This is a genomic window from Dyadobacter jejuensis (assembly GCF_003149085.1).
GTDB lineage: Bacteria > Bacteroidota > Bacteroidia > Cytophagales > Spirosomataceae > Dyadobacter > Dyadobacter jejuensis.
Map to the genome: position 1 here is coordinate 109100 of NZ_QGDT01000003.1, position 15744 is coordinate 124843.

Here is a 15744-nt window from a genome sequence, read left to right on the forward strand (position 1 = left end):
GCAATTGGTATTTATTGGTTAAAATATGAGGTATTTTTGAGCTGTGACATTATAACTAATACAGAAACAATGAAAACTCAAAAGGTATTTCAGGACCTTCGTGACGAGGAAACTAGGCTTTGGGACTCCTTATTGCAAGGAGACGCCCTCGCTTTTGAAGCCTTGATCACCTCATGTTATGACTTATTGTTTCAGTATGGGCAGAAGTTTGTTGCAGACCGGGAGCTCGTCAAGGATGCCATTCAGGATGTGTTCTTAGAAATATGGGAAAAACGACAGAAAATCGACTCCAGTATACCTCCTAAAGCATACTTATTGGCTTGTCTGCGCCGCCGTCTACACCGGATGCAAAAGAAGAGTTGGCCCCTTCTTTTTACAGATCCTTCCGATACCCAGTCCGATTTTATGGTAGAATTCAGTGCAGAATACCAACATATAGAGCGGGAGAAGGATCGATTATTAGCCGCTCAAATGACCGCACTACTCCACCAACTTCCTTCCCGCCAGCAAGAGGCCATATATTTGCGATTTTTTAAGGGACTCGACCGCTACGCTATAGCTGAAATCATGGAGATACACCCTCAATCGGTTTCTAATCTCCTCCAAACGGCTTTTAAATGGCTTAAAACAAAATGGGTGTTTGTCGTCAGTACCTTCGGTTACCTACTGTCGGCCTTCGACGGTCGCTTATAGACCGTTAGTATTGGCGCTTCCATGTGTTCTTGATTTAAATTAAACTTTTTCAAAAAAAATTTGAATATATACAGTATCTAATGGTGGGTTCGGTCTAATGATATATAAATAGGACTATTTATTAATGGATCACTACAATCAATATACTGTCGAAGAGCTCGTTTGGGACGTTTCCTTTCGGAACTGGGTACTTAGCCCAACCCGAGAAGACCACCAGCTATGGGAAGGGTGGCTACTGGATCATCCCGAAAAGAGGGAGGTAGTACGTCAAGCACGCACCATGGTCCTTCATATTACTCCTGATGAGGGCTCTTTATCACCTTTTGAAAAGAGGCAGGCCATCAAGAATATTATCAGCTCGGTGGGTCAGGAGTCTGGTAATCAGCCAGCTGCTAATCCACACAAAATATACCCCCGTATCGCGATGGCCGTTGCAGCTTGCCTAGTTTTGGGATTTGGTATTCTGTGGGCCTATAATCTACATCAACGCCCAGTAGGGATCGACTATCAGGCTTTGGTATCTCAAGCGGCAAAGCCCCTGCTCGAGCGCCAGAATGCTAGCGATACAGCAATAAGCATTAGGCTGGCCGATGGCAGCCGAGTGGAGCTGCAACCTAAGAGTAAAATAAGTTATCCTCGGCAATTTGATGGCGGGAAGCGGGAGGTATTTCTTTCTGGAGAAGCATTTTTCGAGATCAGTAAGGATGCGTCACGACCATTTTATGTATATGCCAATGAGGTGGTTACCAAGGTCCTTGGGACGAGTTTTGTAGTACGGTCATTTTCTGAAGAGCAAGAGGTGTCGGTACGAGTCAAAACAGGACGGGTGGCGGTATTTGCACATAATGACCCGGAAGACGGCAATGCGGAAGATGCGAATCGGCTTTCGGGGACCATCTTGGATCCTAATCAGCAAATTATCGTAGAAAGAAAATCTGTTAAGATGGTAAAATCGTTGATTCCTATTCCCGAAATGGTCCACCTACCCGAGGAGACTCCAGTGTTCGATTTCGATGAAATACCGGTAAAAGATGTTTTTGCAATTATTTCTTCAGCTTATGGCGTAGAGATTATCACGGATAGGACGGTCAGCTATGACTGCCCCTTATCGGCCAATTTATCGGGTATGTCTCTTTTTGAGAAAGTAGACCTGGTGTGTAGGGCCATTGGAGTTCGCTATGAGAGCATCGATGGAAAAATAATAATAGAAGGAAAGGGATGTAAATAATCCTAAAAATAATAGGTCAGTGATGCGCCAACATCACTGACCTGAGTGCCCCTAAGGTTTTGCGACCAACGTTCCCATGGGTATGGGTGGGGGAGTTTGTGTCAAGTAGTATTAACAAAAACCAATCAAAACTATGAAAATACCCTTACAGTTCAACCGACAACTGTTACTTTTTATGCGCATTAGCCTTATTCAACTCTTTATTTCCCTGTGCTTTATAAGTACAGCTACAGCGGTAGACGTACGTGCTCAGGAATTACTACGCAAAAAAATAACATTACATGCCGAGAATCAGGATGTGAAATCGCTGCTTAACCGACTAGAAAAACAAGCCAACGTACGATTCGTATTTAGTTCTAAATTGATACAGAGTGGTAGGAAGGTCTCTATGGATCAGACGGACAGGGCCTTGGCCGACGTGCTCAACGATCTGCTAGTTCCATTGGGGCTTAGCTACGAGGTATCGGGCAAGAACATCGTGATACGGCCTAAAGTGGTCGAGTCCAGTTCCAGCGAACCAAAGGTTTCTGCATCGATAAAAGCCATGGCCGTCGACAGGGTCATCAAAGGAAGGGTGAGCGATGTGGCTAGCGGCGAAGGCTTACCGGGAGTAAATGTTTTGATAAAAGGCACTCAGACGGGTACGACTACCGATGCCGATGGCAATTACCAATTAGAAGTTCCTGGTGCTAGTTCCATTTTGGTATTCAGTTTTGTAGGCTACGAGTCCCTAGAAGCCCCTGCTGGCTCTGGTGACCGCTTGGATATAAGTCTGACAGTAGATCTAAAGTCGCTAGAAGAAGTGGTGGTGGTAGGCTATGGTACCGTCAAGAAAAGTGATGTAACGGGATCGGTATCGTCTGTAAAATCGGGTGAACTGACTGCTTATCCAGCATTGGGGACCGTTCAGGCCCTGCAAGGCCGTGCTGCCGGCGTGCAGATCCAAGCCACCAACGGGGAGCCCGGGGCTGGGTATAAAGTTCGGATTCGTGGAGGGACTTCTATCAACGCTAACAGCGACCCCATTTATGTAGTCGACGGGTTTGTAGGTGGGACCATGCCTCCTCCCGAGGATATAGAGTCTATTGAAATATTAAAAGATGCTTCGGCAACGGCCATTTACGGATCTAGGGGTGCCAACGGAGTAGTGATGGTAACCACCAAAAGAGGAAAATCGGGAAAACCACGGATAGAATTTAATACCTCCTTTTCTTCTCAAAAAGAAATTAATCGCCTCGATCTGCTCAATTCAGAACAGTTTTTGGACTACATTCAAGAAATAAAACCAACGGTACAGTCTATGGGGGCCGATACCGATTGGCAGGACGAAGTACTTCGAAAAGGGGGGATTCAGAATCATCAGCTTTCTATTGCAGGAGGTAACGAGGCGGTGAAGTATTATGTGTCAGGATCTTTATATGACCAAAAGGGGATCATTATCAATTCGGACTACAAGCGGTATTCATTAACGAGTAATATCGATATTCAGGCTTCGTCGAAATTGAAATTGGGTCTTAATATCTTCGCTCAGCGTGTAGACCGCAACCAATCGAAAACCCAGGAGAGTTCGGGTGGGCTGACACCCGGCGTAATTGCCTCCGCTTTTAAGTTTGAGCCCGACCAGCCGATTAGGAACGCAGCGGGTGCTTTCACGGTGGCTCGGTTAAATGACCCGATAGACAATCCCTATGCCATTGCGACTCAATTACAGAACAGCACTTTGTCGGATAGGCTTCAAGCCAATTTTTTCGCTGAATATGATATCGTAAATGACCTGAAGTTTAAGACTACCTTTGGTGCAACGACTTATAGCAGCCGGACGGGTACCTTCGATCCTACAACCCTAAACACCGGACGGACGGTGGGTGGATCCGCTACCGTGACGGGAGCTAAAAACACCCTGCTGTTAAATGAGAATTACCTGACTTATAGCAAAACAATAGGGGTGCATGATTTTAACGTTCTTGGCGGGTACTCCATCCAAAACTCTTCTAATGAGTCCTGGGGTGGAACGGGACAATCGTTTATTACCGATGCCGTTTCTTATTGGAATCTTGGGGGTTCATCGGTATGGAAGAGTCCAACCTCGGGCTTGACCGAATGGCAAATTGCCTCATACTATGCTCGTGCCACGTATTCTATCGCCGATCGCTATTTGTTTACCGCCAATATCCGTCGCGATGGATCATCCAACTTTAGCAAGAATAACAAATGGGCCACTTTCCCCTCTGGAGCCTTCGCTTGGAAAATGTCGAATGAAGCGTTTATGCAGAATGTAACGGCCGTTAGCCAATGGAAATGGCGGGTAAGTTATGGGTTAACGGGCAATCAGGCCATTGCACCCTACCAGACGATGGCGCGTTTTTCAAATATCTTTACCGTTATTAATGGGACAGCTGTGAATGCGATATGGCCTACCACCGTCGCCAATAATGACTTGACCTGGGAAACCACCACTCAGCTTGATGTGGGGACCGATGTCTCCTTGTTCAATAACCGCTTGAATGTAACGGCCGACTATTACCGGATGGTTACCAGAGATCTCCTTTTTAACGTACAGCTTCCGCAGTACTCGGGTTTTTCGACCCAGCTGCAAAATATTGGTGCTGTTGAAAACAAAGGTTTTGAATTTACATTGGGTACCCGAAATCTGGTGGGCAACTTTAAGTGGAACACCGATTTTAACCTGTCTATCAACCGTAACAAGGTCTTAGAGCTTCCCGGTGGCACCGATATTATGTACGGTTCGGGCCCTGGGCATTTAGTGGGGCTGAATCAAACCCAAATCCTGCGTGAAGGTTATCCTGTAGGGAGTTTCTTTGGCTGGATTTATGATGGGGTCTATCAGGAAGGAGACGACTTTATTCCTGGCGGTGGCTTTGAGACAGAGGCTGGAGGAGAGAAATTCAGGGATATCGATGGTACCAAGGATAGTAATGGACAGCTGACTGGCGTTCCCGACGGGCAGCTCAATAGCGATGACCGGACTATAATTGGTAATCCACATCCGAAATTTACTTGGGGATTAAATAATGACTTTAGTTATAAGGGTTTTGATTTGAATATCTTTTTGCAAGGATCGCAGGGCAACGACATGCTTAGTTATACGCTGATGGAGCTTAATTTGCTATCGGGCATCAATAACGCTACGACTGCGGCGCTTGACCGCTGGACGCCCACCAATACCGATACAGATGTTCCCAAGGCGCAGCTAGGACGTACCAGAAGGGTATCTACTCGCTGGGTGTCCGATGGTAGTTTCGTCCGCCTAAAGAATGTATCCTTAGGGTATAATCTGCCTGCTGCATTACTTGAAGGGTCTAAAATAAGGAAGGTAAGGGTCTATTTCAGTGCCCAAAACATCCTGACGATGACCAAGTATGAAGGCTACGATCCTGAAGTTAATTACTCATCAACCGGTGATACCAACAGCAATACGAATCTTGGCTTGGATTATGGAAGTTATCCTAATGCGAAGTCCTATACGGTAGGTCTTAATATTGGTTTCTAATACATCAGCCACTCAAAACGAAGATACTCATGAAATACACTAATATATTCAAATACCTTATCGCCTCTGCAGCCCTGGTTTTTACAGGATGTGAAGACCTGGAAGAAAAACCAGTAGGACTGTTGGCTCCAGAATCAATTTTTAAGAGCACCACCGACGTGGAGACGTCCATATTTGGGGCTTATGGGCTCATCGCCACCGAAAGTCTTTACGGAAGGCAGTATGTGTCGGCCCTGATGTTGCGCAGCGATATGGTCGACATTGGTGACAGAGGGACGCCTGCCGAGCGTCAACAAGTCAACGACTTTAATATGGACGATAATAATGGTATGCTCATTAAGTTTTGGCCCTATTGGTACCGGGTTATTAGCGCGGCCAATGCCTCGATAGCCGGTGCCGAGTCGCTGGGGCTTTCCGAAGCAGAGGTGAACCCGTTAATTGCGGAGGCACGTTTTATACGTGCTTTTAGTTACTTCCATTTGGTACAATTATTCGGCGATATTCCCTATGTCGATTATTTCGTAACCAATCCAAGTGCTGTTAAAGAGATCTCTAAGACCCCGGAGGCAACGGTGTATTCAGGGATAATTGCCGATCTGGAATATGCCAAACAATGGCTCCCCGACCACCAGCCGGCGTCGGTAAGGGCCCGAGCCACCAAAGGAACGGCGGGAGCCTACTTGGCATCCGTTCATCTCACTCGCCAAGACTATGCCCAAGCTTATACCGAGGCCAAATGGGTCATCGACAATAAGGACCGATTCGGATATGGCCTGGTAGACGATTTTCAGACCTTGTTTAAGGCTCCACAGGCCAACGACCTCAAGGAGCATATTTTCCATATCGACTTTTTGGGCCTTCAAAATGGCTCGAGTGGTGCCAATGACGATATTATGCCACCTATGACTGGGGTACGGGGAGCCGATGCGCCCCGTAGTGGTTGGAGTGTGCTAGTGCCATCCATGAAGGTGTACAACGACTGGGATAGCAGAGACTACCGTAAAAAGGTAAGTTTCGTGGACTCTATCATGATAGGTGGGGTAATGAAACCCTATACCGATTTTCCCAATACGCCTAGGCCGCATATTGCTAAGTATGCAGAGTATGCAGGTAACTCCAATACGGAAGGACGCTATTCCGACCAAAATTACTCGGCCTTTCGTTATGCCGAAGTGCTGTTGATAGCTGCCGAGGCCCTGGCCGAAACCTCCGGCGCTACAGCGGAGGCAGTTGGGTATGTGAATCAGATAAGAGCCCGAGCTAGGAACTGGGCGGGAACTACTACTACCTTTCCCGAAAACGTGCCCACGGGTTTGAGTAAGGCCGACTTTATAAACTTGGTAATGGATGAACGTAGGCTCGAACTGGCCTTTGAATACAAACGTTGGTTCGATATAAAAAGAAGAAAGCTGGGAGACGTCGCCTTCAAAGGGGTTAATTCAACCGAAATTCACGAGAATTTTGATGCCAACCGGGATTATCTGATGCCTCTTCCAAGTGTGGAGCTGCAAGTTAATCCTAATTTGGCTCCTCAGAACCCAGGGTATTAAGCAGTTGTAAGTAATAGCGTATTGCCAGCCAAATCCTGCTATTTGGCTGGCGATATTTATTTATGAGCCTGTTCAGTTTTGAGGGGGCAGCGGAGAAAATCTCACTCCGTTTTGATTTTTGTTTTATTTCATCCATCTTCACCCAAGGGTATAATCGAGCTAGGCTATTCGCTTTTAGAATGATTTTATTTCAATTAGAACGATAGAAGAATCAATAGGCACCGTGCTGCCTATTAGGATCAAGAGCTGGTAATAGGGATGCTTACCGGATGCTTTATAAATAACCATAGTGTTAACTATCTCATTCCTCAGGGGGCTAGCCGACGGAAACGAATTAGGAACTTAATGGACTATCCCTTCGAAATATGTTTCCAATATGGGGCAGTATATAAGATTGAAGAGAAGACGGCCTGTGCGTTGGTCTCCTTTCCAGAAGTTAAAAAAAGTCTATCTAAAGTATTGGGATTGGAGCTCCGACTGATTACCTCCAACATTGGCCTTCGCAACATACCTTAGGCTTAAAAGAGGGAGAAAATGATTTCGCAAAAGTATTCCTCAGGTCTTAGGTTTTATTGATGGTTTATGGGAGTAAGTCTCGAGCATGAAGGGGGAGGTCGTGGTAGCGCCTTGCTGGGTAGCTTGCTGAAGGAGGCAATACGAATGGGTCGCCCTCTCTATTTGGAAACATCCACGGAACGAAATTTGCCCTTTTTATCAAAAAGCGGGCCGGGGAATTTACCATGGATTGGAGTGGATTTATCGCCTTTATTTATCGCGATCATAATAGAACAGAAGCTTAAGAGCCATTATACCATTGAAAAATAATCAGTTACTCATCATTTTTTATCGAAATCCTGTTTTAGGAAGCGTGAAAACCAGGCTGGCCGCCACAGTAGGAGCGGAGCGAGCCCTGGAGTATTACAAAAAGCTCGTCGAACATACTCGGACGATCACAAAAGATGGTCCGTATGATAAGCTGATCTGTTATTCGGAGCAGATCAGCACAGACGATATATGGAGCAAGGCCGATTATCAAAAGACGGTTCAGGGGGGCGGAGGCTTGGGCGATAAAATGTCCCAAGCCTTTGACGAGGCATTTGGAATGGGCTACCAATCTGTCTGCCTGATTGGGACCGACTGTTACGAAATTACTGATCAAATAATAGAATCGGCATTCGCTTATTTATACGACCATGATGTCGTGATAGGGCCGGCTACCGATGGTGGCTATTACTTGATAGGAATGAAGCAGAACATACCCAATTTATTTGCCAACAAGCGCTGGAGCACCGATAGCGTTTGGAAGGATACGCTCCACGATCTCCAGCAATTGGGCCTGGCATATGCTGTGCTGCCTACACTTTCAGACGTCGACGAGGAGTCCGATTTGCCCCCTTCCTGGAGGTGAACCAGCTTAGCCGTCCCTCTAGCGATCCATCACCAACTCACGAGCGAAGGAAAGAAGCTTCGTTTTTTGTTCAACGGAAAGTATTAGAGGAAGTTGGGCCAATCCAATTAATCTCCTCATGATTTCGACTCCGGTATACTGGTTGAGTAGGGCCTTTTCAACAGGAAGGCGATAATTTTCTATAACCTTATCGATTACCGATTGCGACTGTTGGGTCATATATAGGTGAGCAATAAAAACTCCAAGATCGAATTCTACTGGTCCGTAGAAACAAAATTCAGGATCGATGATACGCAGACCTTGACTCGTTTTGAGCCAACTGCCAGGGTAAAAATCACCATGAAGCAGGTAAGAGCCATCGGATAAGTAATTCTCGCCAAGGTCGGTGATGCGTTTCTTTAGGTTCAGGTCTTTCTGATAGGGTAGGGCTACCCCTTGTAGGCCTGGTTGAATACTGTCCAAATCCAGGCCATTATCTTCCATGAAAGGGTACACAAACAAATGTTGGTGGTTCAATCGACGCATCTCTAGGTTTTGGAAGGGAGCGATGGGCGTAGCCGACTGAAAATTATGGTGTAAGGCGCTTAAATAATCGCATAGGGAGTTGATTTCCTCCAAGGACAAGTCCCTATGCTCTTGATATAGGAAACTGTAATCCTTTGAGGTTCCCAAGTCCTCCAAAATGAGTTGATTATTTGGCTGATCGACCAATATTATTCGGGGCATCCATTGAGCGGTCGGTGCATGGCTTTGGATGGTCTTGTAAAATGCGGCCTCCGTCAGCACCCGGGATGCGGGAGCATCTATTTGTGGGTATTTTTCTACATAGGCTTTGGATTGTTTTAGAATGACAGAACCATGGTTCGTTTGTAGCCTAACCACAAAATTCATATTGCCAGCACCGGGTACCGAGACCTCCGTAATCTTATCCTGCTCCGCCATTATACCCTCTTTTTTAAGAAGGTTTTCCCATTTCTCGATGTCACTGTTGCTCCAAACGCTCATACTTATAGTTTATAGTGAAGTTGTACTATGTTACGCTCCAGCCCTTTATAGCTTCCATTTTCGAGGAACGTTTAGCAGCCAACCGGGGTTGATTGGTAGTAATAAAACAAAATATCTAACAATTAGCTATGAAAATTAAATCCATTTTTGTCCTTTCAATGATGTTATTTGCTGTCGTTAGGAGTGCAAATGCGCAGGAGACGACCACCTTTCCACAACAAGCAACGGATATTTCTCCACTTTTGATAGGAGAGTCGATTCCCGATTTTACCCTTCCCGATTTGCAGGGAAAAGCGGTGAAATTAAAAGAGCAATTGGCCGCAAAACCTACGTTACTTATTTTTTACCGGGGTGGATGGTGTCCCTATTGTAACCGTCAAATGGCCGACCTGATGAAGGTGGAAGAGGAGATCGTTAAGTTAGGCTATCAAATCATTGCGATCAGTCCCGACGATCCTGCCCATTTGAGGGCCACTATGGACAAGAATCAGTTGACTTATCAATTATTGTCGGATGCCGATATGAAACTATCAGCAGCTATGGGTTTGGCTTATGCCGTTCCAGAAGCGTCAGTTCAAAGATTGAAAGATGCGAGTGACAATAAGAATCCTGGAGCTTTACCCGTTCCGGCGGTATTTATCGTCAATCAGGCGGGCGAAATTGAATATGAGTATATCAATCCTAATTATAAGAGTAGAATAAAAGGAGAGCTTCTCTTAGCTACTCTTAAGGCTTTAAAATAGTCGGTAAGGTTTTTTAAGTAAATAAGGGATAGTCCATATCGGCGGCCGGTATCGGACATCCCTTTTCTATTATATTCCATGGAAGTACCCTATCTGAGCATCATCATTCCGGTTATAAACGAAGCGGAGAGCCTACCCATTCTACTGGGTCGTTTGCAGGAGCTTAACCTTTCTGAGCTTTGGGTAGAGACGGTGGTCGTAGATGGTGGCAGCTCGGATGGTACCCCGGAAAAGGCCGTGCAATATGGAGCCCAAGTGGTGACTTCTGCCAAAGGCCGAGCTAGGCAAATGAATGCTGGAGCCCGGGTAGCCAGAGGGAAGGTCCTGTATTTTTTGCATGCCGATTCCATCCCTCCCCATCAGTTTGTAGGCCAAATTGCCCAGGCACATGATAAGGGTTTTATGGCTGGGTGCTTTCGTTTAAAATTTGATTGGTCGCACTGGTTTTTGAGGTGCAATGCCTGGTTTACGCGTTTTAATATCGATTCATTACGCTTTGGGGATCAAAGTCTTTATGTGGATCGAGCATTTTTTGAGCGGGTAGGGGGATACGATGAGTCGTTGATTATTATGGAGGACCAGGAAATTGTTTTTAGGCTTACCGCTAAAGCGCCCTTTCGGGTACTTCCCGACTATATCGTCACGTCCGCTCGCAAATACCGACTAAATGGTCCATACCGGATGCAGGCGATTTTTTACTCTATTTATTTGGGCTATTACCTTGGATTTCCACAACAAAAACTGGTAAGGATTTATAAAAAACTCATTCGGACTTAAAGTGTAATTTATGGAGAATTCATTCGATATGATTGTGATTGGGGCGGGGTCTGGCGGATTGGGCGTATCTCTTTTTATGGCTAAAATCGGCTTAAAGACGCTCATCGTAGATGAATCGGACGCCCATATAGGTGGGGATTGTCTTAATTATGGTTGTGTACCAAGCAAAGCCCTGATACACGTTTCCCGGCTCGTCAGCGATGCTCGGAAGTCTGAAGATTTTGGAATGAGTGTATCTGGCCAGCCTGATATTGCCAAGGTAATGCAATACGTGGTCGATCGACAAGAGGTGATTAGAAAGCATGAAAATGCCGACTTCCTACGCCAAGAAGGGCTCGAGGTGGTATTGGGAAGGGCTCGGTTCCACTCCAGCCATTCCATTATCGTCAATGGTACGGTATACACCGGTCGTAAGATCGTGTTGGCCACAGGCTCTAGTCCACGCGCATTGGATGTCCCGGGCGTCGATCTGGTACGGGTTTATGATAATGAGAGCCTGTTTGGTCTTCACGATTTTCAGGGACGAAAGTTGCTGGTAGTAGGAGGAGGGCCCATAGGGGTAGAGATAGGGCAAGCCTTGCTACGGCTCGGTGTTCAGGTTACTTTAGTACACCGAGGGGCGCAAATACTCCCCAAGGAAGAGCCTGAAATAGCAGCGATACTGCATCAGAAATTGGAGGAAGAGGGCATGCAAATACTTTTAAATACGCAGGTTCACCAATTCACAGCGCCCAACGAAGCCCTACTGGTTCATGGAGATCGAATAAGAAGTAAACTAGATTTTGACTCCGTATTTGCATCGATAGGCCGCACTTATGAATTGGGTTCTTTAGATCTGGAAAAGGTGGGTATCGAAACCGAAAAAGGTAAAATTAAAGTCAATCAATACCTTCAAACAACCAATAAGGATATCTTTACGGCAGGGGACATAGCGGGTTACTTGCAATTCTCCCATGCCGCTGAGCAGCATACCCGTTTGTTGCTAAATAATTTGTTTTCACCGCTCAAGAAAAAGTTAAGCAATGATCATATGTCCTGGGTTACTTTTACCGATCCGGAGATAGCCACCTTTGGTCTGCAAAAAATCGATATGGATCGGAAAGGCTTGGATTACGAAAGGTTGGTAATGGGCTTTGAAGACGATGATCGCGCCGTTGTCGATAGCTATCGCTATGGGAAGCTGGTATTGTATATTTCTAAGGGTGGGCTATTGCGTAAGCAAAAGATTTTGGGCGGGAGTATGATCGCTCCAAATGCTGGCGAATTGATCCAAGAGTTGATATTGGCAAATACCATGGGTCTGGATATTGATGCTATTTTTAACAAAATATACCCCTATCCCGTGGCTTCGAGGGTCAATCAGATGATCATTGTAAAGCAGAAGGAAAAGATACTGACTCCTACAATTAATACTTTTTTACGTAAATGGTATCGGTTTTTAAACTAATATATCATGACCTATTTCGAGTCGTTTAAAACATGGTTTTTGGGTTTGGGAGAACAGTATCAGGTGGACCCTCTCTTCTTTGGCGCCATCTATGTGGGAGCCATACCTTTCTTTTTCGCTTCCATGGCTTGGCTAATACGACGTATCAAACAAAAAAAGTCTATTGTTCTGCCTCTATTACTCTCAGGCTTTTTCTTTATTTCAGCCTATCTCTATTTAATCGTCGTGGGAAGGAATATTCCCCTGTGGGTGTACCTCTTTATTGCCGCAATGGTAATTTATGGAGTGTATAGCAACTGGTTGAGGATCAGAAGGATGAAGCCCTGACGCTGTGGCCTCGCGTCTTTTAAATCGATATGAATCAGGACAAGCTGGACCTCGTCCTAAAATGCGGGGCCGATCAGGTGGTGAATGCCAGAGCGCAAAATCCTGGTGATTATCCATAAATTGAAGCCGGTGGGATGCATGGGGGCTGGGTCACAGCCGTTTTCCTATTGGTTCATAGCCTGAGTCGTATGAAAGCCTGGATCCTACGCATTTCTTTTATAGGAATGCGTTTTTTTGTGAGCATACTTTGATGGAGGGGAAGATCATTGCCTATTTTAAGAATAATAATAAGGGTAGAAAATAATGGACTTCCACTTTCTTTTAACGGGTCGTCAGGTGTAGGGAAGGAGCCTTTTTTTAATGAATAGAACCTTTGAGCACTGGTTTAATCCTTAAGGTGCTGCAGCAGTTTATTGTTTATTAAGATAAGGACATTCTAGTTGATGGTCGATAAATAGATGTTTAAATTAACAAGGATAGAAATCGCTTAAATGCTATGCAGAAAATTGTAAAGGTTAGTTCTTGGGTAGTACTCTGGGGTATATTGCTCAGCGTTGCCGGATGTAGTAAAGAATCGGAAAAGAAGACCTCCCGGCCTAATATACTCTTTATCATGTCCGACGACCACGCCTATCAGGCCATTAGTGCCTATAGTAATCAGCTGTTGGAGACCCCGAATATAGATCGGCTGGCCAAGGAAGGGATGTTGTTTACCAATGCGAGCGTCACCAACTCGATATGTGCCCCTTCAAGAGCGACCATATTGACCGGAAAACATACTCATATCAACGGAAAAACCGACAATATTAGTCCATTTGATACCACCCAAATGACCTTCCCTCAGTTGTTCCAAAAGGCAGGCTATCAAACGGCGATGTTCGGCAAGCTTCATTTTGGCAACAATCCTAAGGGGGTCGACGATTTTATGATTCTTCCTGGTCAAGGTCATTACATCAATCCCGATTTTATTACGCCTAGAGGGGATACTACCATCACGGGCTATGTTACCGATATTATTACCGATTTAAGTCTGGAATGGCTGGATAAAAAGCGAGACCCAGAAAAGCCTTTCCTTCTAATGTATTTGCATAAGGCGCCCCATCGCCCGTGGTGGCCTCGTGTCGATAAATTTAAGGAGTTTACCAAGAAGACTTTCCCACTTCCCGAAACCCTATTCGACGATTATAGCAATAGAGGTACTGCGGCGAAAAAGGCCGAAATGAACCTTCTCCATCATATGGAGTATAGCCATGACAGTAAGATATGGCCCGAAACTTTGGAGGCCATGGGCCGGGTAGAGCCTGTAGTTAATAATACGCAAGCCAATATATACAATGAGTTCAATAGGGCCAATGCCGAACAGAAACAGCAATACAAGCCCATTATCGATGCCATCAATGAGGACTTCAAGGCGAATTGGGCCGGAAAGTCGGACCGCGACAAAATGATTTGGAAGTACCAACGCTATATGCAGGACTACCTTGGGAGTATTTCATCGGTAGACGATAACGTAGGAAGGGTGCTCGATTATCTGGATAAAAATGGCCTGACCGACAACACCATCGTCGTATACACCTCCGATCAAGGGTTTTATCTAGGTGAGCATGGCTGGTTCGATAAGCGTTTTATCTATGACGAATCCTTTAAGACGCCTCTCCTCATCCGTTGGCCTCATGAAATAAAACCTGGTACCACCCAAGAGGAAATGGTTCAAAATCTCGATTTTGCCCAGACCCTACTAGAAGCGGCCCAGATTGCGGCTCCCGAAGATATGCAAGGTGAAAGCCTGATGCCTTTGTTAAAAGGGATGGAGAACACGTGGAAAAGAGAGGCTGTATACTATCACTACTATGAGTATCCCAGTGTGCATATGGTTAAGAGGCATTATGGGATCGTTACCAAGGACTATAAACTGGCACATTTCTATTATGATGTGGATGAATGGGAACTTTATGACCGCAAAAAGGACCCTAAAGAACTCAATAATGTATATGACGACCCAGAGTATGCCGAGCTGGTGAAAGAATTACAGGAGAAGCTTAAAGGTCTTCGTGAAAAGTACAAGGATTCGGAAGATCTGGACAAGCATTATCTGGATCGGTATCTGAATAGGAGTGGAGCCAAAAAATAAGCGCTTAGGGGTTCACCTGATAGTATTGGTGAACCCCCAAAGTACTATCCGTAATGCGGGCAGCTACCTCGTTCCTGCGTATCTTTAAATGCTCAGCTGCGCCTCGGGAACGCCTGAGAGCATATATTTCAATATGGGCTCACATTTTTCCTTACAGGGTAAATAAAAGTTTCCATGCTTCCATGTGGCCGATTTGGGGGACTGTCCCCACCAAAATTCGGCCAAAGATACCGGGGTGAGGCCATGCTGAAAAGCATATTGGAAAAGCTTAGGTGCTGCACATTCTCCAGCCCCTACGGGTGGGTTGCGGTAGTGAGTCTGTAGGAAGATATCTCGGAGACTTCTAGATTGCCCCTGACGGTTCAGGAAATGATACTGATCGAAAATTTTATTTTGTAGGGAATTCGAATGGACTTTTCGAGCTTCTTTTAAGTCTTTTATTCTTTCTTCTGAAGTACTGGACTGGGTCTTCGAAAGTAGGGCTATCTCCTTATTCATGCAGGTTAGGGCCAGCATCCCTTCATTTAAAAAGCCATCGGGTTGAAGGCCATCGAAGATCGGTGGCACGAAATGAGCATGGTGGTTACTACCTCCAAGTTTTCCAGAAAAAGCGGCTATATAACCCCATTCGGCCAGGCTATTTTGAACGACTAAAACGCCAAACATTTTTCCTATGACCGGCTCGGCGGAGCGGTTCAATCCAAAATTATGCTTCAATTCGGTCTGATGCAGAAGATATTCCTGTAGATGGGCGCTAGCCTCCAGCGCCATGGGCCCAGGTTCTAAGCCAAATAACGACGGTTTGGGCTCCAAGGGAGCCCTAAATGATGGAGGGAGGGAAATAAATGCCCGGGCAGTGGTAGTGGAATATGGCAACAAACAATTCTTAATGATGAAAGGCTAAGCCTACTGATCATGTAAGAA

12 protein-coding genes are annotated in these 15744 nt (G+C 45.5%); 10 read left to right on the forward strand and 2 right to left on the reverse strand.

Annotated elements, in window-relative coordinates; all coding sequences use genetic code 11:
* Positions 1 to 69: 69 nt before the first annotated feature.
* The 5 genes from CLV98_RS07260 to CLV98_RS07290 all read left to right on the forward strand — a co-directional run bounded on the left by CLV98_RS07260 (position 70) and on the right by CLV98_RS07290 (position 8390).
* Positions 70 to 693: an RNA polymerase sigma factor gene (locus CLV98_RS07260; RefSeq protein WP_109673662.1), complete on the forward strand. Its 624-nt coding sequence runs from the start codon at positions 70 to 72 to the stop codon at positions 691 to 693.
* A 124-nt stretch (positions 694 to 817) separates the two neighbouring features.
* Positions 818 to 1921, forward strand: coding sequence for a FecR family protein (locus CLV98_RS07265; protein ID WP_109673663.1), 1104 nt, complete (start codon positions 818 to 820; stop codon positions 1919 to 1921).
* A gap of 133 nt (positions 1922 to 2054) precedes the next feature.
* Positions 2055 to 5432, forward strand: coding sequence for a TonB-dependent receptor (locus tag CLV98_RS07270; protein ID WP_229203255.1), 3378 nt, complete (start codon positions 2055 to 2057; stop codon positions 5430 to 5432).
* A 29-nt stretch (positions 5433 to 5461) separates the two neighbouring features.
* A complete protein-coding gene (locus tag CLV98_RS07275; protein WP_109673664.1) occupies positions 5462 to 6982 on the forward strand; it encodes a RagB/SusD family nutrient uptake outer membrane protein in 1521 nt (506 codons plus the stop codon).
* Between the two features lie 814 nt (positions 6983 to 7796).
* Positions 7797 to 8390, forward strand: a complete 594-nt coding sequence (locus tag CLV98_RS07290) for a TIGR04282 family arsenosugar biosynthesis glycosyltransferase (protein WP_109673667.1) — start codon at positions 7797 to 7799, stop codon at positions 8388 to 8390.
* 18 nt (positions 8391 to 8408) lie between these two features.
* On the opposite strand, the gene CLV98_RS07295 is transcribed toward CLV98_RS07290, so the two are convergent.
* Positions 8409 to 9395, reverse strand: coding sequence for a phosphotransferase (locus tag CLV98_RS07295; RefSeq protein WP_109673668.1), 987 nt, complete (start codon positions 9393 to 9395; stop codon positions 8409 to 8411).
* A 128-nt stretch (positions 9396 to 9523) separates the two neighbouring features.
* On the opposite strand from CLV98_RS07295, the gene CLV98_RS07300 reads away from it, so the two are divergent.
* The 5 genes from CLV98_RS07300 to CLV98_RS07320 all read left to right on the forward strand — a co-directional run bounded on the left by CLV98_RS07300 (position 9524) and on the right by CLV98_RS07320 (position 14820).
* A complete protein-coding gene (locus CLV98_RS07300) occupies positions 9524 to 10138 on the forward strand; it encodes a redoxin domain-containing protein (protein WP_109673669.1) in 615 nt (204 codons plus the stop codon).
* 78 nt (positions 10139 to 10216) lie between these two features.
* Complete coding sequence (locus CLV98_RS07305) at positions 10217 to 10915, forward strand: TIGR04283 family arsenosugar biosynthesis glycosyltransferase (RefSeq protein ID WP_109673670.1); 699 nt, start codon at positions 10217 to 10219, stop codon at positions 10913 to 10915.
* Between the two features lie 10 nt (positions 10916 to 10925).
* Positions 10926 to 12362 (forward strand): dihydrolipoyl dehydrogenase family protein, encoded by a 1437-nt coding sequence (locus tag CLV98_RS07310; RefSeq protein WP_109673671.1) that lies wholly within the window; start codon positions 10926 to 10928, stop codon positions 12360 to 12362.
* Positions 12363 to 12368: 6 nt separating this feature from the next.
* Positions 12369 to 12689, forward strand: a complete 321-nt coding sequence (locus tag CLV98_RS07315; protein WP_109673672.1) for a hypothetical protein — start codon at positions 12369 to 12371, stop codon at positions 12687 to 12689.
* Between the two features lie 496 nt (positions 12690 to 13185).
* Positions 13186 to 14820: a sulfatase family protein gene (locus CLV98_RS07320; protein WP_109673673.1), complete on the forward strand. Its 1635-nt coding sequence runs from the start codon at positions 13186 to 13188 to the stop codon at positions 14818 to 14820.
* 84 nt (positions 14821 to 14904) lie between these two features.
* Here CLV98_RS07320 and CLV98_RS07325 read toward each other — a convergent pair whose 3' ends face one another.
* Positions 14905 to 15696 carry a pseudouridylate synthase gene (locus CLV98_RS07325; protein WP_158281215.1) on the reverse strand — a complete coding sequence of 264 codons (792 nt, stop codon included), beginning with the start codon at positions 15694 to 15696 and terminating at the stop codon, positions 14905 to 14907.
* Positions 15697 to 15744: the final 48 nt, after the last annotated feature.